This window comes from Streptomyces sp. NPDC090798 (assembly GCF_044768965.1).
In the GTDB taxonomy this organism is placed as follows: domain Bacteria; phylum Actinomycetota; class Actinomycetes; order Streptomycetales; family Streptomycetaceae; genus Streptomyces.
Window position 1 is genome coordinate 48,787 of sequence record NZ_JBIVXA010000034.1, and the last position, 19,903, is coordinate 68,689.

The following is a 19,903-nucleotide window of genomic DNA, read 5'->3' on the forward strand; positions in this document are numbered from 1 at the left end:
TCGCGGCGTGGAATGAGTGGCTGCCGGCTGGCATGCGATGCGAGCTGCCTTGAACCGCAGGTACTCACGGGCAGCAGGCAACGCAACGGCCCCTGATCGATTTACCTGGTCAGGGGCCGTTCACCTGCCGTAGGTGTGGGATTGAACCCACGGTGACATCGCTGCCACGACGGTTTTCAAGATTGTGTGCGGGGCGCGGTCTGCCGACGCAGTCCCCACGCCCTGAACCGGCTGCTCGCGAAGATGCCGACGCCGATGGACAGTGCGATCAGCAAAATCGAAGCCCCGCCGTCCAGGGTCACGTGGCGGCCCTGGGCTGCCGTGGTCCCGAGAAAGGCGACGAGCGCAGTGAAGGTCGCGGCTGCCACGGCAAGGGCGATTGCCATTTCAGCCCACCACATCGCCTGAGTCGGTCGAGTCGTCATGGCGTTGTTGTACATCGCGCAGGTCGCTGCTGTACAGCTGCGAAGTACAGCAGCCACCGAGACCGGAGTCGACCGCCAGCACTCTCCCATAACCGTCTGACCAGGCGAACCTCAGGGACTGTCACACCCATCGTTCGCATCGCGGGGCGGCTCCGTATGTGATCGAGGTGTGGCAGGGTGCGCACATGTCCGTCGACGTTGCCTATCCCATCTTCCGCACCGACGATCCCGCATCGGCGCTCCGAGTGGCGCGTCAGCTAGTCAAAGTGGGTGATCAGCAGGACGCGTGTGTTGACGTTGACGTCGAACTCCGCACGGTCGAGGACGTACTGCACGCCTGGAGAGCGCTGCCCGATGCCTGGTTCAGGAAAGAGGACACCGAGGACTGGGTCCGTGATCCGAGCGACCCGACTGGATTGCACGTCGGAGTCCACGCGCCCAGCTCTCCACCGATCCCGCCTTCTTGTCGGCGCATCTTCCGCTCTGGGCATCGATGGTGGATCAGCCGGTAGGAAGCATTGAGGACACGTTCACGACCGTGGCCAGCAGGCATGTGGCAGGGATCCGCTGGTCCTTTCTGGGATGGCCGGAGGTTCCGGAACGTGGCCTGTACGCGGAGTTCAATCACGCCGAGGTTTCTGTGCTGTTCAACGCCGCCACCCGTGAAATGGACGAGCGCATCGACGGGCACACTGTCTTCGTGCACGTCCGCCGCGGAAACGGCGACGGACACGAGGAACGCCAAGCGTCCTGGCTGGCCGAACAGATCGGCCAGACCGTTATCGGTCCGCCGCAGCTGTGATAGGGCCCAGACACGAAGGTTCCTCGGTCGTCCGAAGCCAACAAGACATCAAGGACACCGCCCCAGGCCGTGCCACTCTCGTGCCAGAACGGACGGGGAATCACGGGGAATCAAAGCACGGAGCGGGCAGTAGGGCCGCACTGCGCCATGCCATGGAACCCGCAGCTCGGGCCCGGGATAGCCCCACCTCGCTCCTAGGACGTCGTCTCACACCGTACGGCGCCAGACTTCCCGCTCCCCTTCGGCCAAGAGCCGCCCTTACGATGATCACCGTGACCGCCCGCCGCACTCTTGGCTCCGGCCCCGAGGCTCCCGCGCAGAGCATCCGCGCTGTCCAGGCCGACCTTCTCGACGCACTGCCCGGCGTCCGTCTGCCAGACCTCGGCGAGTTGCGCGCCCGCGGAGTCCTCGGAACCCACCCCGCGGCGCTGCCGAGCCCGCGACGAGCCCTCGGCGCCGGCCGCACGGACGACGCGGTCCCAGACCCCTCCGACCCGCTCCGGGCGGAGTAGACGACGGCAGACCGCCTTCCCCCACCGTGATCGAGCTGCGCCATCTCATGAGCTGACAGCCCGACTACCTCCAGCCCGGCGACACCCTGGTGGTGCCGTCAGTGCCGACGTTGTGGCAGCACCTGCGCGAGCAGGCCGACGCCGGACAGGGGTCACCCGAACGGCCTACATGCCCTCGCCTCGGGCATGCGGCCCTCACCCGTTCAGCCCACACTGAGCTTGGACCTTCTGCCGTCGCGCCGTTCCCGTGGTCACCGCTTCGTCGGGAGGCATCGTGGTCGTGCTGGCTCTGCTCGTACCGGAAATGCTCCTGCTCCTGATGCTGGCGCTGGACCTCTTCGAAGACCTCCTGTTCCCCTCACCATCACCGCCCCCTCCGGATGACAAGCCCACGGAGCAGGTCGACAGCCACGATCACGGACAGCGAGACACCTAGCGGTCAACGCTCCCGGAATTCTGAACCTCGAATGCGCAGGTCACCGTGCGGATCGTCGACACCGCCGCACTCGCGGTCGCCGGCGACCAGAAAGTGCAACCTCCAGCGCGCCGACCAGCCGCAACCTCCAACGCAACCCCGAGCCCAACTGCCGACCGGCTACGGCCACAATCACGCTCATGGATGACTCGGGAACGCTCTGGACCGCCATCGGCTCGATCGGCACAGCCCTTGCCCTCATCGGCGTGGTCTGGCAGGCCATGCTGACGCGGCAGGCCCTGGAGGTCAGCAGGCTCACAGCCATTGATGCGATCCGAACCCGGCTCGACTCAGAGGCGCCCAAGGTCACCCTCAGGTTGGAGACCCCCGTGTGGCCGCCGCTGGCTTGGACCCCGATGGGTATGCCGGTCGCCCCATGGCCGAACGGTCAGGAATGGAGCTTCCCCCGCGACCGGGACCACCACAGGATCGTGTTTCAGCAGGTCCTCGAACTGAAGAACCTCAGCGACCAGCGCGTGCAGGTGCGGTGCGTCGGAGACCTCGTCGTCGCGGACGACGACCGGAGGCCCCGAGCCGCTGGCGTCATCGTCTTGGAGCCGGGCGAGAACAGCGAGAAGGTCTACCTGCAGCGCGACTTCACCATCGGCGAGCTGGCGGAGAACTGCACAGCCGAGCAGGCCGGCCACGAACTGCCCCACCGTGTGAGCGGCACGGTGACGGTCGAGGACGACCGGGACAACGGGAACACTGACCGCTGGGACCTGCTGCTCACCGGGTGCCCAGTCCACTCCGACCCCGAGCGGGACGGCGTGTGGCGGGTCGCCCCGCACCATCTCACGGAAGGCTCAGGGCTTCGGACCCTGCAGTACGAGCTGGTGCCCGCGAGGCAGCGCACCCACTGGCTTTCGCGCGCGCAGAACCGCAAGCTGCCCGAACCCGGCCAGCCGTAGCCCGCGGCCGCCCTGCCCATCAACCGATCGGCTGCTGGACAACGGTGCCCGGACGTCGCCACGCCCAACCGGAGACAGCTTCCGGTGTCCAACAAGAGTGTTCAACAACAGAGGGCGTCCAGGATGGCTGTGACGTTGTTCAGCGGCTCCGGCATGTTGGCTTCGAGCGGCCCCAGTTGGTGGTGACGTCGAGGCTTCCGGACGCCTTGAAGTGGCCCCGGCAAACGGCTTGTGATGGGACCACCTGAGGCGTCTTGTCGCTGTGGCGCCAGCGCAATCTCTAGGTGTCTGTGATCTTGGGGTGGCAGGATCGGCTGATGGTTACGACGTGGTGCGCGATTGAGGGCTGGGGGTTCCGGCCTGGCGGTTCGGCTGATGGGTGATCACCTCTCGGCGGCGCGGTCGGAGACCAGGCCGCCCACTCCCGAAGAACACCGAAGGCATCCGGTGCAAGCTGAAACGCCTGGTCACACGGGGCATCCTCACCGAACCCGAACCCGGCCTGTTCACTCAGCCCCGCACCTGACCACCAACCCACCCCGCCGACCAGGGCCCCTTACCCAACCCCAAGACCGAAGCGGGCATTACATCACGTACCGCACTCTCAGAGGCGACCGAACTGGATCAACGCTGTTGCCGCATTGCTTCCTCGACCCTTGCCCTGGTCCGCCTTATCGCCCATGGGCCGGCTATCAGGGCCGCAAGAGCAACCACACCCGAACTGACCAAGGTTTCGGTCCACGGTGTTCCGCTCTGCCTCCACACCACGATCGCCGACGCAGTAGCCACAGCGTCGACCCCGAGCAGGACTGCCCATAGGCGGCCCGTAGACATCGATCTATCAGACATAGGCCGTACCTTACGACGTGGTGCGTGATAACGATCGAGGCACTGCCGAGGCATGAAGTAGGCCGTGCGGCTTGGGTGTTGTTGTGACGCAACACCTGGGACGCACGGCCTTGTCCAAGCGAATCTTCACCGGCCTCCAGCCGCGGCGACTCGGCAAACTCGTCGTCGAGCTCGCCAGCGCCTGGATGGCAGCTGAGGATTCCCGGCTGCGAGAACGTCGAGGTCACGAGCATATGCGCGCGCCCGGGGCGGGCCCGACCACGAGCTTCGGAGGGTGCGCGTCTGCAGCATCCGCCCCGGTCTTTTCAACTGATGGTTATACATGCCTGTTTCAGTGGCAATCGTCGGAATATGACGTGGTGGCAGGCGGCGCTGTGGGGGCTTGGCCGGCGGTGGATCGGCTCGGTGCTGTCCCTGTCTGCGGCTGTCACTTCAGGGGGTTGCACGTGGCCGTGGCAGTTGAGCGCGCTCGGAGCGGTCGAGCCGGTCAGCTCTTCTTCGCTGCCAGGGGGGTGGCCGCCCCGCGCACTCGCCGCGTCCAGGGCCTCAGCACCATACGCCCAGGTGGTTTGATCGGCGCACCCCGTCGACCGGCCCTACGTCCACCCTATCTTCAGAGCGTAGCCAAACGGCTACGTTGAGTGAAAGGAGACAGGGATGCGTCCGATGTCCATGGGCCGACTGGCGGCCCTCGCCTCGACGGCCCTGCTGGTAGCCGGCGCGGTGAGTGCCGGATCGGCCCAGGCGCAGTCCGCTGCCCAGGCACGGTATCCCGGTGGGCTCGTCACCTACTCGATCGAGTTCTCCAACCCCCAGGAGAAGGACGACAACGACCTGCCCGAGCCCTACGGCAAGGTCTTCGTGACGGATCGCGGCCTCCGGCAGACCACCCTGTGGGAGCACCCGGACCTGGACATCAACACCCCCACTGTGCCGCGCTACCCCGAGGCCGGCTTCACACACCGGTACGCCGACCACCTCATCACTGAGGTCTGCGCGTTCGTGGGTGAGGACGACACCGGCATCAACGCAGACGACGTCCTCGCCGAGGGCTGCGAGCCCTTCCACGGCCCCGGTGCGTACACGATCCCCGGCCCAGACGGAGAGGTAACCATCACCGTCTACCACATCGGCTGATCCGCTCGCCCCTTGGTGCCCTGCCCCCCCTTCCAGGGGCAGGGCACCCGCATTGGCACTGAGCGCCAAAGCGTCCGCATCACTGAACGTCCAGAGCGCCGGCGTGCCGGCCGGCTCCGCGTCCGGTCACTCCTCGGCGGCGGCGAGGGCGGCCAGTTCGCGGTCGACCGCCACCTGGTGCGCCTCGGCGTCCTCACGCGCTTTCTTCGGGCTCCAGCGACCTGCCATCACGAAGACGAAGGGCAGGAAAAGCACCTGGCCGCCGACGCAGATCCACCACCAGTCGCGCCACTCGCCGGGCCCGTCCTTCGACGCCTTCTGGACCTCGGGGCCGTACTCCTGCAGCAGCTTCAGCTGCGGCGCCGCCTTCTGCACGACACCCAGGTTCTCCGCACCGACCTCCTTGACGGCGCGGGCGCCGAGCGCGGGGGGCACCGTGGCCGGGGTGTACTTGTTCAGCTCGGCGAAGAGCTGAGGGTGCGCGTTGACGATGGCCAGCGCGGGCGCAGCCTGCACCGAGGCGGCCTTGACCTCGGTGCCGTGCTCCACGAGCGGGGTCACGGACGTCACCAGCACCGGGATGAAGGCCGCGGAGACGGCGACCACGATGCGTACCGTCCAGCCCCACACCGCCAGGCCCGCCGCGGTTGCCGCCGGGTTGTGCTTCTCCACGGTCTCGGTGAAGCTCGCCATCCAGGGCGCGTAGGCGATGCCGCTGAAGACGCCGATGCCGATGAACAGCCAGGCGAAGGTGTAGTAGTCGGTTGTCAGGTGGGTGGCGCGGGTGGCGAAGATCGCGGTCACCACGATGGAGCCGACCGCACCGACGATCATGAAGGGCTTGCGCACCTTCAGCCGGTCCGAGAGCAGGCCGACCAGGACCAGGGCGATGGCGTTCGCCCCCCAGTACCAGTTGGCCAGCGCGTTGGTGCGCTGCTCGCTGTAGCCGAAGGTAGTCGCGAAGTAGACGACGAAGTTGCCGACCGCCGCGTAGTACAGCAGAAGGAACACGGCGATGGCGAAGGCCGAGCCCAGCACGTCCAGGCGCATCATCTGCCGCCACTCGCCGCGGCGTACCGCCTCGGTGTCCAGTCCCTTGGCGCGCGCCTCGACCAGTGCCCGGTCCCGCAGCGACACCATGGTCTGGTCGCGCAGCGCCGGGGACAGCTCGCGCAGCGCGAAGATCGCGACGACGAAGACGACGAACCCGGCGATCGCCGAATAGCGCAGCTCGTCCTGCCAGGTGGCGCTGTCGAGGGTGTTGCTGGTGACGGTGGTGACCACCAGAGAGCCGATGACCGGGCCCATCGTCCAGTACCCCATCGCGGTGGCCCGGCCGAGCTGTGGGGAGAAGTCCCTGATCAGCGCAGGGGTGGCGACCAGCACGATGCCCTCGATGAAGCTGACGAGCGCGAAGAGCACCAGATAGGTGGTCTTGTTCGCCGCGTTCGGCAGCCCGAAGAAGACCAGCAGCGCGGCGAGCAGCAGCCCGTAGACCACCAGATTCGCCCGGCCCCAGCGATCCGCAAGACCGGCCACGAGCGAGGCGAAGGCCCCGACCGCGTTGCCGATCACCGAGACCCAGACGAAGTAGCGGTACGTCATGCCGAAGTGCGTGATGATCGACGTCGCCACCGCGTACTGGATGTACAGCATGTAGTACAGGACGACGGTGGTGATGACCACGATCGCGAGATACGCCATACGGCGACCGGTGGGCGGGTAGTCCGCCAGGTCGCGGCGGTACAGCCGGGCCAGCGGGCCGCGGGCGTCCACGGCGGGCCCATCGGGCGTGGGTCTGTCGGCGTCGAACGCCGTCGGAGTGGCGGACATACGGCTCCTTCTGGGGATACGGAAACCGGGTGTTTGTGTCGGGGCGACGGGGGCGCGCTGCGCCCGGCTCCGAGAGCGTGGCCAGAGGCTAGTACCGACTAGTCGGTACGCCTAGGGGTCTGCGCAAGGTCATTCACCCCGTTCATCACCCGGCCGCCGACGGACCCCAGCGAAGCCGTCCAGAGCGACGAGCAGATCCGCAGCCGCACCATGACCCTGCTCATCGCCGGCCACGACACCGCCGCCGGCGCTCTGGTCTGGGCTGCACCAGCTCGGACTCCCGCTGGTCTTCGCCGACGACGGCTCAGCAGTGCAGGCGTCACCCGCACCCGAGCGTCCATTCACCTACCCGTCCTCGTGCTTCGTGACGGGCGCCATCCATGGGACGTCAGTCCCGTGCTTGTCCGCCGGACAGCGGGTCTGCTTCCACCAGGGCTACGAGCCCTCGGAACGCTATCGTCACGGCATGGCACAACTCCGCCGCGTTTTCGGCATTGCGAGGCGTCGTGAGAGCAGCCTCGGACGGTTTGCCTGTGGACAGAGTTCGCCGCCGGACATCCGGCTCGGTGAGGAGCCGTCCATGTTTCGGAACCCTGCCGCGCCGCTCGCCCCGATGACTCCGCACGAGGTGATCAGCGCCTTCGAATACCTCCGAGCGGTCAGGCCGTCTGGCTTCAACGGTCTGGTCCGGCCCCCTTTTTCCGGCCCGAGCCGGCCCCATGTCGTGGTTGTCCCGGTGCGGCTTCCGGCGTGAGTTGGCCCCGGCCGCCGGTTCGAACTGGCTCCGCCAGCGCTGCGGTCACCCGGTGAGAGACAAGACAGCAACGTTGTGCCGGGACTGTTCGCGCAAGACTGAACGCGACGCCGTCAAGGCGCCGTGCCCTCAGCGCGGTCGGCCCGGCTGTCCGCGTGAGGACACCGGCTGGTGCGGGCGTTGCTCCCGCCCGCGCCGGACCAGGCAACCGCCCCGGCCCTGCCGCGCATGCGGCCGCGTTCGGCGGCATGCGGGGCTGGGACGGTGCTCAGCCTGCTGGCGGCGTCATCCCGGCCGGCCCTTCGTCCGGGCCGAGAACCTGATCGCCGGACTCGCGGAATCCTCGCACCGGGCGGGCGGCGGAGGGGCCATGAGTACGGTCAGCAGACTGATCGGGCACTTCTGTGACCGCTGCGGCCCCGGAGCCCGCTCCGGCCGGCCGATCGCCCTGGGGTGGTGTTCTGGGTGTGCGCGTCGGGTGAGTGTCCCGGCGCGGAGGGGACCTGCCCGGTCCGGCGGGGTGTCACGGCGTGTGGGGAAGCGATCGGCGAGGGAAGCGGTCGACGAGGTTCATGTGTCGGTGCGGCCTGGCCGTGGTCGGCGTGGCGGACGCTGAGGGCCAGAGTGCCTTCGCCTTGCGTGCGGCGTTCGTCTTCATGCGGGTGCGGGCCGCCGTGGGGCGCGCGATCCGGGATCCCGGTCGGCCGGGGGTGCGGCCGTGTTGCTGTGCGGGCAGGCGCCGGCGTTCCGCAGTGGGGCGGCTCGGGCCGCGTCAGCTGTGGTTCAGGGACCACACGACCTGGTCCTCGTACCAGCGGGCGGCGCTGACACCGTGCCACGAGGCCGCTGCGTCGACCTGGTCCTCGTACCAGCGGGCGGCGCTGACGCCGCGCCACGAGGCCGCTGCACCCTCGTGGTCCGCAGCCCGTACGTAGCGCACAGTGACCTGCCCGCGGCGGTCGCCGTCCGTGTGGCGGCCGACTTGCTCGCTGCTGGTCGCGGAGGTGACGGACACGTACTGCGTGTGCTGCACGGGCACCGAAGTCGTGGCCGCCGACGCCGAGCCGCCGGCTCCGAGAAGGGCTCCGCCGGCCAGTGCCGTGGAGGCGAGTGCGATCGAGACGCGCTTGGTCATGCTGTTCATGGTCATTTCCCTTGCGAGACTGCCGCGGTTTCGCCGGACTGGCGGCCGCCGCTTCTGTGTGAACCGAGATCCGGAAATCCCGGGTCAGTCGGCTTGCCGCAAGGTCATCCGGAGGGGTGCCTCACGTTCGGCTCTGCCCACCGTACCCGAGGGGTGCCTCATGTTTGCGGTGAGGCTCATCACAGCACGTCGGAGGGGTGAGATTGCGATCGGAAACATGACAACAGCCGAATTCGAGGGGGGCCTCATGTTACGCTCGAGTCATGAGCCACCACCACGCCCCGCCCGCGAGGGAGACCCCGGCGAAACCCCTGCGCCGTGACGCCCAGCGCAACAGGGACGCGATCGTGGCCGCCGCCCGCACGGCCTTCTCCGAGCAGGGCCTCGGAGCGTCCCTGGAGGGCGTCGCCCGCGAGGCCGGCGTCGCGATCGGCACGCTCTACCGCCACTTCCCCACCCGGCTCGACCTGGTCGAAACACTCTTCAACGCGAAGTACACGGAACTGCTCACCGCCGCGGAAGAAGCCGCGGCCCTGGACGACGCCTGGGAGGGGTTCTGCCGCTACCTGGAGAAACTCTGCCAGCTGCAGGCCTGCGACCGCGCCTTCAACGACCTGGTCTCGGCACGGCTGCCCCTTCACGTGGCCGGCCGTGAGATGTACGAACGCGCCAAGGAACTCTGCATCCAGATCATGCGCAACGCCCAGGAACAGGGCGTCCTGCGCGGCGACGTCACCGCGCAGGACATCGCCTTCGTGATCTGGTCCCAGGCCGGGATCATCCAGGCCACACGCACCATCGCCCCCCAGGCCTGGCGCCGCCACCTCCACCTGATGCTCGACGCCTTCCGCACCGAGGGCGCCCACGAACTGCCCGAACCTCCCCTGACCAGCCAGCAGGTCGACCAGACCCTCGTCACTCTCGAGTGCACCGAAGAGGGCTGCCGCGAGCAGTCCTGACCACACGAGAGACGAGGCCGCGGACAACAGCTGCGCATCACACCGGACCGGCGCCACACCGGAACCGGTACCTCGGCCGACCGGCCGGGAAGACCCCGGACAGCACTCCGGGCGGCGCGGCCACGGGCCGTGCGACCGCCGTCTTCCGGCTGCCCCGGCCCGTGCCGTCACACACCACTGCGTCGGCCTCGTCGAAGGCGCGCTCCCCCGCGGCCTCGGCCACGTCGACGGCCAGACCCGAAGCCCTCCTCCGCATCACCCACGCCCGCGCCTACGCCGCCACGGGTGAATCTCCCGCGGCGGCCCGCGGTTCCGGCCGGTGGCAGCGCAAGGCGTCGAGACCCTGCCCTCACCATCCCTCGGCCGAGGGAGCGACGAGGGCCGCGGCGACAGAAGGCGGGCGACCACCCTCGGCCCGGCCGCCAGAGTGTCGCAGGGCAGGATCTCCATGATGGTGGGGTCCGGCGGACGCCCGTCTGGGGGGTGGCCCTTCTCCTCGAGTCGGGCGAGTTCGCGTTCAAAGCCGGGACAGTGTGCTTGCTGCTTGCGCCACCCTGGAACCAGCCGCTTTCGGGACCGCCCCGGCATCAGCGAGTGCGGACGGGTCAGTGACCGCCCGCGTCGACGACCTCGATGTCCTCGATGTTCCGCTCGATCGCGTCGGTCGGCAGGGCCACGCGGATCGCCCAGTGGTAGATCGCCAGGGAGAACACGGCCACGACGGCGATGTCCGTCCACATCGGCAGGTTGCCCTGGCCGTTACCGAAGGTGCCCTGCCAGGAAATCACACCGATGCCGAGCAGGTAGACCGGCAGCCACTGGGCGGACTTCCAACTGATCCGCGGAGCGTTCGGCAGGCCCTTCTTGGTCGCGTAGAGGGCGTAGCCGCCGAGCAGGATGTAGCCCAGGACGATCGCTTCGCCCAGCTTCTCCAGGGTCTGCCAGCCGCTCCAGTAGATGATCAGGCTCGCAACGATGAACGCCAGCGGGGAGAGCACACCGCCGAACGGCAGCCGGTAGCTGCGCTCACGGTTCGGCAGGCGCCGGCGCAGCGCGCCGAAGGCCAGTGGGGCGCCCGCGTACATCAGCACGCTGGCGGAGGTGATGAAGCCGACCAGTTGCTGCCAGCTCGGAAACGGCAGGAAGCAGACCACGCCGGTGACGAAGGACATGATCAGGCCGTACACCGGGACCCCGCGTGAGTCCGTGCGCTCGAAGGCGCGCGGTGCGTAGCCGTTCTTGCTCAGACCGTAGGAGATACGGGAGGTGGAGGTGGTGTAGATCAGACCGGTGCCGCCCGGGGAGACGATGGCGTCGAAGTACAGCACCACGGTCAGCCAGCCCAGACCGACAAGGGTGGCCAGACCCGCGAAGGGGCCACTGATACCGACGAAGTCGAGCTTGTCCCAGCCCTTGGCGAAGGTGCTGCCGGGCAGCGCGCCGATGAAGACGACCTGCAGCAGGACGTAGATCAGCGTGCCGATGGCCACTGAGCCGAGCACCGCGCGAGGGATGTCGCGCTTGGGGTTGCGGCTCTCGCCCGCCAGCTGGATCGCCTGCTCGAAACCGAGGAGGGCGAAGACGATGCCGCTGGTGCTGATCGCGGCGAGTACGCCCTTGGAGCCGAACGGCGCGAAGCCGTGCGAGGTGAAGTTGCTGCTGTGGAAGTGGGTCGCAGCGAGGGTGAAGATGGCGAGCAGCGGCACGAAGATCTTCAGCCAGGTGGCAGCGCTGTTGGTCCGGGCCAGCACCGTGACACCGAGGAAGTTCACGGCGACGAAGACGCCCATGAGGATCACCGCGACGATGAAGCCGCTCGTCGTCAGGGTGCCGTTGTCGTTGAGGAAGCTCTGGGCGAAGTGCCAGTGACCGGCGTAGCCGATCATGGCCTCGACCTCGATCGGCGCCACGGTGGCCGCCTGCAGCCAGGCGAACCAGCCGAAGGACATGCCTGCCAGGCCGCCGAAGGCGTAGTGCGGGTAACGGGCGGTACCGCCGGCGACGGGGAACATTCCGCCCAGCTCGGCATGAACAAACGCCAGCAGCACGATCGCGACCGCGCCGATGCCCCAGGAGATCAGAGCCGCCGGGCCGGCGGCGACGACGGCGTTCTTCGCGCCATACAGCCAGCCGGATCCGATGATCGAGCCGGCGGACGCCCAGAGCAGTCCGATCAGTCCGACGTTCCGCCGGAGGGAGCTGTGGTGCTGGCTCGTGCTTGGTGGGGCGAGCTGGTCGACAGATGCCATGGGGCGGCCTCACGGGTGTTAGCGGTGCGTTAAAGAGCTGCCACAGGCTAGGTTCGGAATGTCGCCATGCAACAGCCCAAAGAGCTGAATGGTTATTTTCATCACATCGCCTTCATGTTCGTCCGCGCAGCTCGGTGGCCACCGCTGGACATGGTGGATCCCGTTCGGCGACACGCCGGCATACAGCTGACCCTGGCGCGTCAACCGGGCGACCCTGCGTGAGGGGGTGCCGCGGGGCCGCGACATCACCGTCGCGGCTGCGAAGCCGGGCGACCATCGGAACACCTACAAGGTGAAGCGGCTCTGGGAAGCACGCCGCGGCGTGCGGGCGCTGCGCGTGCGCCCCCTCGCACCCTGATGGCCGGTTCTTCGCGCCCAGAAGTGGTGCAGGGGCCCAACAATGGGCACGCGCTCAACATCACAGGACTGGCGTACGGCAGGCTGAAGGGGCGGCAGTGATCCAGGTACTTCTCGTGCACGACGGATGTCTCGTCAGATCGGTCCTCGCGCAGTGGCTGTCACGGGAGCCCGACCTGCGGGTGGACGACGTCCCCTGGCGCCGGGCGTCCTGTCACGTGCGCGCGTTACGGCCCGACGTGTGCGCGGCGGATCTGGACTGCTCGGACACGGCCGGCATTCCGCCCCTGGGCGAGTTAGGTCCGCGGGGCGGCGGCCAGGCCCTGCCCCGCTTACTCGTACTTGCCACTGCGAACAGGCCTGGCCTGCTGAAACGGGCCCTGGAGGCGGGCGCGCTCGGCTACGTCGACAAGACGGGGACGCCCGAGCAGCTGCTGCGCGGAATCCGGAAGGTCGCTCAGGGGGAACGTTTCGTCAGCGAGTCGCTGGGGTTCGGATTCCTCAAGGCCGCCGAGATGCCGCTGACCCGCCGGGAGCTGAGCGTGTTAACCCTCGCCGCCGAGGGGGCCTCCGTCGCGGAGATCGCCGGGAACCTGCACCTGTCCCACGGGACCGTGCGCAACTACATGGCGGCCATCACCCGCAAGACCGGCGCCCGCAACCGCATCGACGCCATCCGCATCTCCCAGGGCCAGGGCTGGCTGTGAGAGCTGCCCGGGTTCCCAGCCACCCACGAGGTCGCGGTAGAGGGGCGAGCGGCGCAGCACCTCCTCATGCGTCCCGAAGGCGGTGCGCGGGCCGTCCATCACCAGCACCCGGCCGGCGCGGCGGGCCGAGCTGATGCGGTGGGCCACGACCACCAGGGTGCCGCCCGGCCGGGCCGCGAACGCCCGCTCCGCCCGTTCCTCCGCCACCGGGTCCAGATGGCAGGTCGCCTCGTCCAGCAGGACGAGGGGGGCGGACGACAGGTACGCCCGCGTGAGCGCGATCAGCTGGCGCTCACCCGCCGACAGCGCCGCGGGATCCACGCTCGCCCCCGGCCCGCCCAGCGCGTTGAGCAGCGGTGTGAGCCCCACCGCCTCGGCCGCGGCGAGCAACTCCGCATCGGGGACGGGATCCGGCCGCAGATGGGCGAGGTTCTCCCTGAGGCCGCCGCTGAACACGTACGCCTCCTGCGGGATCAGCACGCGCCCGGCGGCCGCCTCGCGGCCCGGCACCCGGCACCCGCGGATCCGTATGTCTCCGCGTACCGGCTCCAGCAGTCCCGCGACCAGCCCGGCCAGCGTGGACTTCCCGACCCCGCTCGGGCCTACGACGGCCAGGTGGGCGCCGCTGGGCAGCACGAGGGTGAGGTCGTCGACGACGGGGGCGCAGGCGGGGCCGTAGGAGAAGGTGAGGGACGTGAGAGCGAGGGCCGGGGGCACTGCCGGGGTGGAGGGGGACGGAGGCGGGGTGTGCGGGGTGAGCTCGGTGACGGCGGGGCGGGAGACCGCGGGCGGGGGCGGCGTCAGCCGGCGCAGCACCACGGTCAGGCGCGAGCCGCTGGTGCCCAGGCCGTGGATGAGGCCGGTGAGGGCGGGGAGGAGGGACTGGCTGACGTAGGCGAGCGCGCCGAGCACGGCGCCGGGGGTGACCCCGTGGTCGAGGAGCCAGGGGGTGCCGGCCAGGAGCAGGACCAGGGGCAGGTGGCCGCCGAGTGCGAGACAGACGACGCGGGCCACGCCCCAGCGGGCCAGGGCGCGGGCCGCCCGCTGCTCGGCGTCGGCGAGGGCGCCGGCGTCCGCGGCGATCCGGTCCTCCGCGCCGGCCGCCGTGACGTCCCGCAGCCCCGGGCAGACGGCGCCCAGGTTCTCCGCCAGGGCCTCGTCGGCGGCGAGGTACGCCTCCTGCCGTCGCGCCAGCGGACGAAGGGTCGCTGCGAACAGAGCCACTCCGGCGGCGAGCGGCGGCACGACGGGCAGCAGCAGCAGCGGGGCGAGCGAGCACAGGCCCACCAGCGCGCCGACGGACGTGAACACGAACGAGCGCGAGACCATCACCAGGCCCGCGAAGGTGTCCCGGGCGATCTCGACCTGCTGGGTCAGGCCGGACAGCGCCCCGCGGTCCCCCTCCCGCACCCCGCGCCGCACCACGCCGGTGACGAGCCTGTCCCTGAACGGCTCCACCAGCGCGGCGACCGCCCCGTACACCCGCCCGGTGCCGTACGCGCCGACGAGTACGCCGAGCCCGGCTGCCGCGAGCCAGCCGAGCCCCACGGCGGCCCGTCCGGCCAGGAACCCGTCGTCCAGTGCCCGCGCGAGGGCGTAGCCGAGGAGGAACGTCTGACCCATCTCGAGCACCGACCAGCCGGCGAGCCGCACCACCGCCCGCCGGCCGACGTACGGAAAGCGCAGGGCGCGGTGGCCCAGCTGTCCGTGCAGCCGGTGGAGTCCGTCCCGGTGGGTCACGCTCCCGCCTCCTCCTCTGCGGCCCCGAACACCGCCCGGTAGCCAGGCAGCCGCCGCCACAGCTGTGCATGCGTGCCCACCGCCCGGACCCGCCCCCCCTCCAGCCATGCCACCGTGTCGGCACGGGCGGCCGTCGCGGCCCGGTGGGCCACCACCAGCCGGGTGCCGGTCGCGGCGCTGCCCAGGACGGCCTCGGTGACCTGGTGCTCGGTCACCGTGTCGAGGCTGGAGAGCGCGTCGTCGAGGACGAGCAGACGACCGCGCTGGGCGAACGCCCGGGCGAGGCCCAGGCGTTGGGCCTCGCCGCCGGAGTGCGGGGCGTCGGCGACGGGCGTTGCATAGCCGTCGGGCAGGCGGCGGACGAACGCGTCGGCGCAGGCCGTGCGAGCGGCCTCCCGGACGCGGGCGGGAGAAGGGCGGCGCAGCCCCAGGGCGATCGTGTCCTCGACGGTCGTGCCCAGAAGGGCGGGGCGGTCGAAGGCGTACGCGACCGCCGCGCGCAGTTCGGCGCGGGAGAGGGCGGGCAGCGCGACGCCGTCCAGCAGCACCTCGCCGGCGTCCGGGTCGGTGAGCCGGCCCGCGAGCGCGGCCAGCAGCGACTTGCCCGCACCGGAGCGGCCGACCAGGGCGAGCGTCGTTCCGCCGGGCACGACGAGGTCGACGCCGTCGAGCACCGTGCGTGCGCCGCGTCGGGCGCTCACCCCGCGCAGCTCCAGGCGGCCAGGGCCGTCGGGCGGCAGGCTCCGGTCCCCGTGCGTAGGGGCGGGTTCCGCCAGGACCTCGCCCAGGCGGCGGGCCGCCGTGCGGGCGCGGACCAGGCCGGAGAGCTGCCCGACCAGCACGCCGACCCCGGTGGCGAGGACCGCGTAGCGGGAGGCCGCCAGGACGTCTCCGGCGGAGAGCCGGTGCCGGCTGAGCAGCATGCCCGCCACGGCCACGACGGCGAGGTGCAGCAGAGGCGCCACCGCCACCGCCCGCGCCGCCGCCCGCCCCTGTACCCGCCACATCCGCCGACCTGCCCGGGAGAGTTCGGGCAGCGGTCGCAGGATCCGTTCCGCGTCCCGGTCCGCCGTACCCGCCGCGCGGATGGTGCGGGTGCCGCCGACGGCCTCGGCGAGCGCGGACGCGATGCGCCCCTGCACCCGCTGGTAGTCGGCCACGCACGTCGAGGTGTCCCGGGCCAGGGAGCGCAGCAGGAGCGTCAGCAGCGGCGCGCCGGTGAGGAACGCGGCCGCGAGCCACGGGTCGATCACACCGAGCGCGACCACTCCCCCCACCGGGCCGGCGAGTGCGGCCAGCAGCGCGGCGCGGGCGCCGGGCGCCGTGCCGGCCTGGGCGGCGTTTCCCACGAGTCGCGCGACGAGGTCACCGGGGCCGAAGCGGAGCGCCGCACGCGGCCCCAGCGCCAGGACGTGACCGGTCACCCGGCGGCGCAGGAAGGCGGTGGTGCGGGCGTCGAGGGTGCCGGCGAGCACCGTCTCGCACGCGTCGAGCCCGGTCAGCAGCAGGACGAGAGTCGCGCAGATCAGCACCCAGCGGGTCGCCGGGGCGTGGGCGAGCAGGAGGTCCAGGGCCCGGCCGAGGGCGGCGGGCAACAGCAGTCCCGCGCCTGTCGCCGCCACGCTCACCAGGCAGAGCGCCGCCCAGCGGGGCCCGCTGTGCCGGCTCGCCGCGGTGAGCAGTCCACCGGTCGTCGGGTCCATCGACATCGACATCGTGCACCCCCTCGGAGCTTCCGCGCTTCTGCGCTTCTGCGTTTCCGCCCGATCGGGCGGACGACCCCGGGCGGCCCCATCCCTCGCGGGAGCGGACCGCCCGGAGCGTTCAGCGTGAGCCGTTCGTCAGAGCGTTCGGCACCGCTTCGTCAGAGACAGAGCAGAACGCTGGCCGCGCTGACGCACGACAGGAGGCTGACGGTGCTGTTGCCGCCGCCGGTGTGCTCGTCGGATTCCATCGTCTGCAGGTCGAGCAGGGCCATGGTGTGTCCTTTCGTCGGTGTCGGTTGTTCGTCCCGTGGGGACAGGGTTGCGCCACGACTCCACCGGATGGCAGAGCCATGTCATAGGGGCCGCCGATGCGGCGGCGGGAGGAACGGCAGGTGCGCGGCAACGCCCTTGTCGCCCGAGCCGAAGGCTGCGGCGAGGGCGAGCAGCGCGCCCGCCGTTCCGGTGGCCAGGTCCATGGAAAGGCGCATCATCTGGTGCCCGGGGAAGGCGAGTTGGCCCTGGTACGGCATCGCCGACCAGCCCAGCCCGGCGATCTGCTCGTCGAGCCGCGCCCGCGTCGCCCCCGGCGCGGTGGTGCGGGCGAGGTGCAGGATCATCCCGGCACGTCCCTGGAAGAGGCCGGGCTGCGCGTAGAAACGGGAGGTGGCCGCGGTGAGGATGCCGGCACGGGCCCGCGCGAACTCCGCGCCGGCGTCCGGAACGTGCGCCGCATAGTCGTCGAGCACGAGCCCCACGCCCACGCTCCCGTCCCCGAGATACGGCATGGTCCGCCACCCCTCGTCGACCTCCACCGCGCCCCCCTCACGCTCGGCACAGCACTCCAGGTCCCGCCGCAACGCCACACCGGCCGCCTCCAGCAGCGCACGCTCGCCGGTCTCCTCGTACCGCCGGAGGAGGAACAGCGCGGGCCCGCTCGCGCCCCGCATCAGCCCGGCCCGTCGCCGGGGCGCGGCCGGCGCCGGTTCGGCGAGGCGACGTACGAGGAGGTCGGCGGCCTCGGCGGCCCGCTCGCGCAGTTCCGACTCGCCGGTCGTGGCGGCCAGTCGCCCCAGCACCAGGCCGAGGCCGGCCAGGCCGCCCTGGAGGTCCGAGGACAGATGCTGCCAGCGTTCGCGCAGGATACCGTCGACCAGGTCGAGGGCCCGCTGCCGGTGTCCGAGCAGGTCGAGGGTGTGGGCGACGCCCGCGAGACCGTCGTACAGACCGAGCGGGGTGCCCGTCGGGGCCGGGGCCGTGTGGTCCAGGAGCCAGCGCTCGCCCTCGTCGTGGCGTTCGGCGCCGGCCGCGGCCAGGGCGTACAGGACGCCGGCCGCGCCGTGCGCGAGGCCGAGGCCGCCGCCGTCGGAGAACTGGGCGACGTCGCCGGGGTAGAGCCGGTCGTCGCGCTCCGGGGTCGCCGAGGCGAGGATCGCCTTGATCATCGAGTCGCGGCTGTGCGGCCAGTCGCCCGGCTCCACCCGGGAGGCGGGGGCCGACGGCACCCGCTCCGGCGCGCCGGTCCCGCCGGCAGGGGCCCCGGTGCCGCAGACATCGCGGGTGATCTCCGCGACCGCCTCGTCCAGGAACTCCCTTGGCACGTCCGGGAACTGCTGCGCGATCACCTCGGCCAGATGGGCCGCCTTGCCCCGGTCCACCACGAGCAGCGTGGTGACGGGCAGGAACAGGGCGAGCCGCAGACACGCCAGCGCGTACCGGTCGACGTCGGCGCCCCGGCGGTCCGGTGGCGCGAAGAACCCGGGATGCGCCACGACCTGGCGGCCGTTCTCCTCGGCCGGGGCGGCCGCCTCGAAGTCGATCAGGAACACCGACTCCTCGTCGGGCGCGACCATGATGTTGAAGACGTGCAGGTCGTTGAAGACGATCCCGCGCGCGTGCACCTTCTCCACCGCGCGCTCCACCGCCCGGTGGATGCCCACCGCCCATGCCGTGTACGCGGCGACGGCCTGCGGGTCGGGGTCGGGAGAGAGCAGCGGGTGCCGTTCGGCGAAGAAGGAGTTCAGCGGGCGCCCCGCCACGAAGTCCATGACCAGGAAGCGGTGGTCGCCGAGGGTGAACCAGTCCTGCACCTCGGGCACCACCCCGGTCCCCGCCACTGCCTCCAGCGCCCGCTTCTCCCGCTCGAGCCGGGCGATCGCGTCCGCCCCGTCCGAGGCCAGCCCCGCGTGCGGCCGCCCCTCCTTGAGCACCACCTTGCGCCCGTCCCGGGTGTCGGTGCCCGCGTACACTCCGCCGCCGTTGGAGAAGTGCAGCGCCTTCTCGATGCGGTACGGCAGCTCACCCACCGTCGTGGTGTTGCGCGCCGCGAGATGCGGCTCGAGGAACGCGGGGAGCGCCACCCACTCCGGCACCTGGAAGGACGGCGCCCGCCGGTCCGGCACCAACGTGCCCGAGCCGTCGCGCACCGCCGGCACGAGCGAGCCCCGCTCGTCGACGACGTACATGCGCGCGAACGCGCCGTAGCGGACGTACAGCGGCCCGTCGTGCCAGCGCAGGTCGGTGAGGATGTAGGGGCCCTCGAAGCCCTCCAACAGGGAACCCAGCTCGCGCAGGACCGTGTGCAGCTGCTCCTCGTCGGCCGGGTAGACGGTGACGAACTTGCCGCTGGTGTCGCGGCCCGCGTACTTGGTGTTGCGCAGATGCAGCAGATGCGGGCCCGGTACGAACTTGAACGGGATGCGGCGGGGGAAGCAGTAGTCCCACACGATCGCCGCGATCCGATCGGCGTTCGCCCGGGTGGCCGAGGCGTGGATCTTCCAGCCCTGGGCCGGCGCCGCCGCCGGGGCGCCGTCCGCGCCGAGCGGCGTGAGTGTCAGCCAGTCGCCGACACGGGCCGTCGCCCAGCCCTCCGGGATGGGCCTGCGTGCCGTCTCGAACAGGGGAACAGTCCCCTGAGCCGCCCCCGCGACGCCCGTCGCCAGCCGGTCGGGTGTCTCGTAGAAGTGCGCGTCCGCCAACGCGTACACCTCGTACCGCTTGTCCATGCCTCCCCTTCCGTGGCCCGCCCAAGAGACTCGCAAGCCGGCCTGGGGCACTGACAGTCACGACTGTCACGAGCTCACTGTGCGAAACGCATGGGTAAAGACATGTTCGGCTCGTTTCGATCCCGGCCCCGCGCCGCCCCCGCGCCGACTCCTGGACAAATGTGCTCCGCAGGTCGCTCTCGTGGGGCGCCGGGCCGCTCTCGTGGGGCGCCGGGCCTAAGAACTCGTCACACGCTTTCGAGGGGGTGCCCGTATGGAGGCGCAGCCTGCGCCGCGAGGAGCACCCCGTGGTGTACCCCTCCTGCGCACTGAGCTTGGAGATCGACCTCTCCTGCACACTC

The 19,903-nt window shown here is 70.6% G+C and carries 15 protein-coding genes and 3 pseudogenes; 10 read left to right on the plus strand and 8 right to left on the minus strand.

Features of this window, described 5'->3' with window-relative positions; all coding sequences use genetic code 11:
- Nucleotides 1–176: 176 nt before the first annotated feature.
- On the minus strand, nucleotides 177–425 hold the full coding sequence (locus ACIQTP_RS43565; RefSeq protein WP_403410917.1) for a hypothetical protein: 249 nt from the start codon (nucleotides 423–425) through the stop codon (nucleotides 177–179).
- A gap of 463 nt (nucleotides 426–888) precedes the next feature.
- Between ACIQTP_RS43565 and ACIQTP_RS43570 the strand changes: the two genes are divergently transcribed.
- From ACIQTP_RS43570 to ACIQTP_RS43590, 5 genes are all read left to right on the plus strand, one after another.
- Complete coding sequence (locus ACIQTP_RS43570) at nucleotides 889–1,227, plus strand: hypothetical protein (protein ID WP_403410919.1); 339 nt, start codon at nucleotides 889–891, stop codon at nucleotides 1,225–1,227.
- A 272-nt stretch (nucleotides 1,228–1,499) separates the two neighbouring features.
- Nucleotides 1,500–1,739 (plus strand): hypothetical protein, encoded by a 240-nt coding sequence (locus ACIQTP_RS43575; protein WP_403410922.1) that lies wholly within the window; start codon nucleotides 1,500–1,502, stop codon nucleotides 1,737–1,739.
- 274 nt (nucleotides 1,740–2,013) lie between these two features.
- A complete protein-coding gene (locus ACIQTP_RS43580; protein WP_403410925.1) occupies nucleotides 2,014–2,175 on the plus strand; it encodes a hypothetical protein in 162 nt (53 codons plus the stop codon).
- Nucleotides 2,176–2,354: 179 nt separating this feature from the next.
- Nucleotides 2,355–3,125: a hypothetical protein gene (locus ACIQTP_RS43585; protein ID WP_403410928.1), complete on the plus strand. Its 771-nt coding sequence runs from the start codon at nucleotides 2,355–2,357 to the stop codon at nucleotides 3,123–3,125.
- A gap of 1,506 nt (nucleotides 3,126–4,631) precedes the next feature.
- Nucleotides 4,632–5,111, plus strand: coding sequence for a hypothetical protein (locus ACIQTP_RS43590; protein ID WP_403410931.1), 480 nt, complete (start codon nucleotides 4,632–4,634; stop codon nucleotides 5,109–5,111).
- Between the two features lie 126 nt (nucleotides 5,112–5,237).
- Here ACIQTP_RS43590 and ACIQTP_RS43595 read toward each other — a convergent pair whose 3' ends face one another.
- Nucleotides 5,238–6,944, minus strand: a complete 1,707-nt coding sequence (locus ACIQTP_RS43595; protein WP_403410934.1) for a nitrate/nitrite transporter — start codon at nucleotides 6,942–6,944, stop codon at nucleotides 5,238–5,240.
- 283 nt (nucleotides 6,945–7,227) lie between these two features.
- Here ACIQTP_RS43595 and ACIQTP_RS43600 point away from each other — a divergent pair, with 283 nt between their 5' ends.
- Complete coding sequence (locus ACIQTP_RS43600) at nucleotides 7,228–7,698, plus strand: nucleotidyltransferase domain-containing protein (protein WP_403411001.1); 471 nt, start codon at nucleotides 7,228–7,230, stop codon at nucleotides 7,696–7,698.
- A gap of 572 nt (nucleotides 7,699–8,270) precedes the next feature.
- Nucleotides 8,271–8,432: pseudogene (locus ACIQTP_RS43605) on the plus strand (DUF6207 family protein); the annotation flags it as partial.
- A 38-nt stretch (nucleotides 8,433–8,470) separates the two neighbouring features.
- Here ACIQTP_RS43605 and ACIQTP_RS43610 read toward each other — a convergent pair.
- Nucleotides 8,471–8,842 (minus strand): hypothetical protein, encoded by a 372-nt coding sequence (locus ACIQTP_RS43610; protein ID WP_403411013.1) that lies wholly within the window; start codon nucleotides 8,840–8,842, stop codon nucleotides 8,471–8,473.
- Between the two features lie 263 nt (nucleotides 8,843–9,105).
- On the opposite strand from ACIQTP_RS43610, the gene ACIQTP_RS43615 reads away from it, so the two are divergent.
- Nucleotides 9,106–9,801 carry a TetR/AcrR family transcriptional regulator gene (locus tag ACIQTP_RS43615; protein ID WP_403410937.1) on the plus strand — a complete coding sequence of 232 codons (696 nt, stop codon included), beginning with the start codon at nucleotides 9,106–9,108 and terminating at the stop codon, nucleotides 9,799–9,801.
- A 172-nt stretch (nucleotides 9,802–9,973) separates the two neighbouring features.
- Nucleotides 9,974–10,109 (plus strand): annotated as a pseudogene (locus ACIQTP_RS43620) (tat (twin-arginine translocation) pathway signal sequence domain-containing protein); the annotation flags it as partial.
- Between the two features lie 297 nt (nucleotides 10,110–10,406).
- On the opposite strand, the gene ACIQTP_RS43625 reads toward ACIQTP_RS43620, so the two are convergent.
- Nucleotides 10,407–12,050: an APC family permease gene (locus ACIQTP_RS43625; RefSeq protein ID WP_403410940.1), complete on the minus strand. Its 1,644-nt coding sequence runs from the start codon at nucleotides 12,048–12,050 to the stop codon at nucleotides 10,407–10,409.
- Nucleotides 12,051–12,505: 455 nt separating this feature from the next.
- On the opposite strand from ACIQTP_RS43625, the gene ACIQTP_RS43630 reads away from it, so the two are divergent.
- Complete coding sequence (locus ACIQTP_RS43630; protein WP_403410943.1) at nucleotides 12,506–13,114, plus strand: LuxR C-terminal-related transcriptional regulator; 609 nt, start codon at nucleotides 12,506–12,508, stop codon at nucleotides 13,112–13,114.
- Nucleotides 13,115–13,348: 234 nt separating this feature from the next.
- Here the strand turns inward: ACIQTP_RS43630 and ACIQTP_RS43635 are convergent.
- From ACIQTP_RS43635 to lanKC, 4 genes and pseudogenes are all read right to left on the minus strand, one after another.
- A pseudogene (locus tag ACIQTP_RS43635) lies at nucleotides 13,349–14,962 on the minus strand (ATP-binding cassette domain-containing protein); the annotation flags it as partial.
- Nucleotides 14,851–16,563, minus strand: coding sequence for an ABC transporter ATP-binding protein (locus tag ACIQTP_RS43640; RefSeq protein WP_403411004.1), 1,713 nt, complete (start codon nucleotides 16,561–16,563; stop codon nucleotides 14,851–14,853). The pseudogene ACIQTP_RS43635 and the gene ACIQTP_RS43640, both read right to left, overlap by 112 nt.
- 155 nt (nucleotides 16,564–16,718) lie before the next feature.
- Nucleotides 16,719–16,832 carry a SapB/AmfS family lanthipeptide gene (locus ACIQTP_RS43645; RefSeq protein WP_261691459.1) on the minus strand — a complete coding sequence of 38 codons (114 nt, stop codon included), beginning with the start codon at nucleotides 16,830–16,832 and terminating at the stop codon, nucleotides 16,719–16,721.
- Between the two features lie 81 nt (nucleotides 16,833–16,913).
- Nucleotides 16,914–19,562, minus strand: coding sequence for a class III lanthionine synthetase LanKC (gene lanKC, locus ACIQTP_RS43650; RefSeq protein WP_403410947.1), 2,649 nt, complete (start codon nucleotides 19,560–19,562; stop codon nucleotides 16,914–16,916).
- Nucleotides 19,563–19,903: the final 341 nt, after the last annotated feature.

Excerpts from the sequence above, each read along its gene's own strand:
- ACIQTP_RS43565 (WP_403410917.1), bottom strand. The coding sequence starts at position 425 with ATGACGACTCGACCGACTCAGGCGATGTGGTGGGCTGAAATGGCAATC.
- ACIQTP_RS43585 (WP_403410928.1), top strand. The coding sequence starts at position 2,355 with ATGGATGACTCGGGAACGCTCTGGACCGCCATCGGCTCGATCGGCACA.
- ACIQTP_RS43590 (WP_403410931.1), top strand. The coding sequence starts at position 4,632 with ATGCGTCCGATGTCCATGGGCCGACTGGCGGCCCTCGCCTCGACGGCC.
- ACIQTP_RS43595 (WP_403410934.1), bottom strand. The coding sequence starts at position 6,944 with ATGTCCGCCACTCCGACGGCGTTCGACGCCGACAGACCCACGCCCGAT.
- ACIQTP_RS43610 (WP_403411013.1), bottom strand. The coding sequence starts at position 8,842 with ATGAACAGCATGACCAAGCGCGTCTCGATCGCACTCGCCTCCACGGCA.
- ACIQTP_RS43615 (WP_403410937.1), top strand. The coding sequence starts at position 9,106 with ATGAGCCACCACCACGCCCCGCCCGCGAGGGAGACCCCGGCGAAACCC.
- ACIQTP_RS43625 (WP_403410940.1), bottom strand. The coding sequence starts at position 12,050 with ATGGCATCTGTCGACCAGCTCGCCCCACCAAGCACGAGCCAGCACCAC.
- ACIQTP_RS43640 (WP_403411004.1), bottom strand. The coding sequence starts at position 16,563 with ATGTCGATGGACCCGACGACCGGTGGACTGCTCACCGCGGCGAGCCGG.
- ACIQTP_RS43645 (WP_261691459.1), bottom strand. The coding sequence starts at position 16,832 with ATGGCCCTGCTCGACCTGCAGACGATGGAATCCGACGAGCACACCGGC.
- lanKC (WP_403410947.1), bottom strand. The coding sequence starts at position 19,562 with ATGGACAAGCGGTACGAGGTGTACGCGTTGGCGGACGCGCACTTCTAC.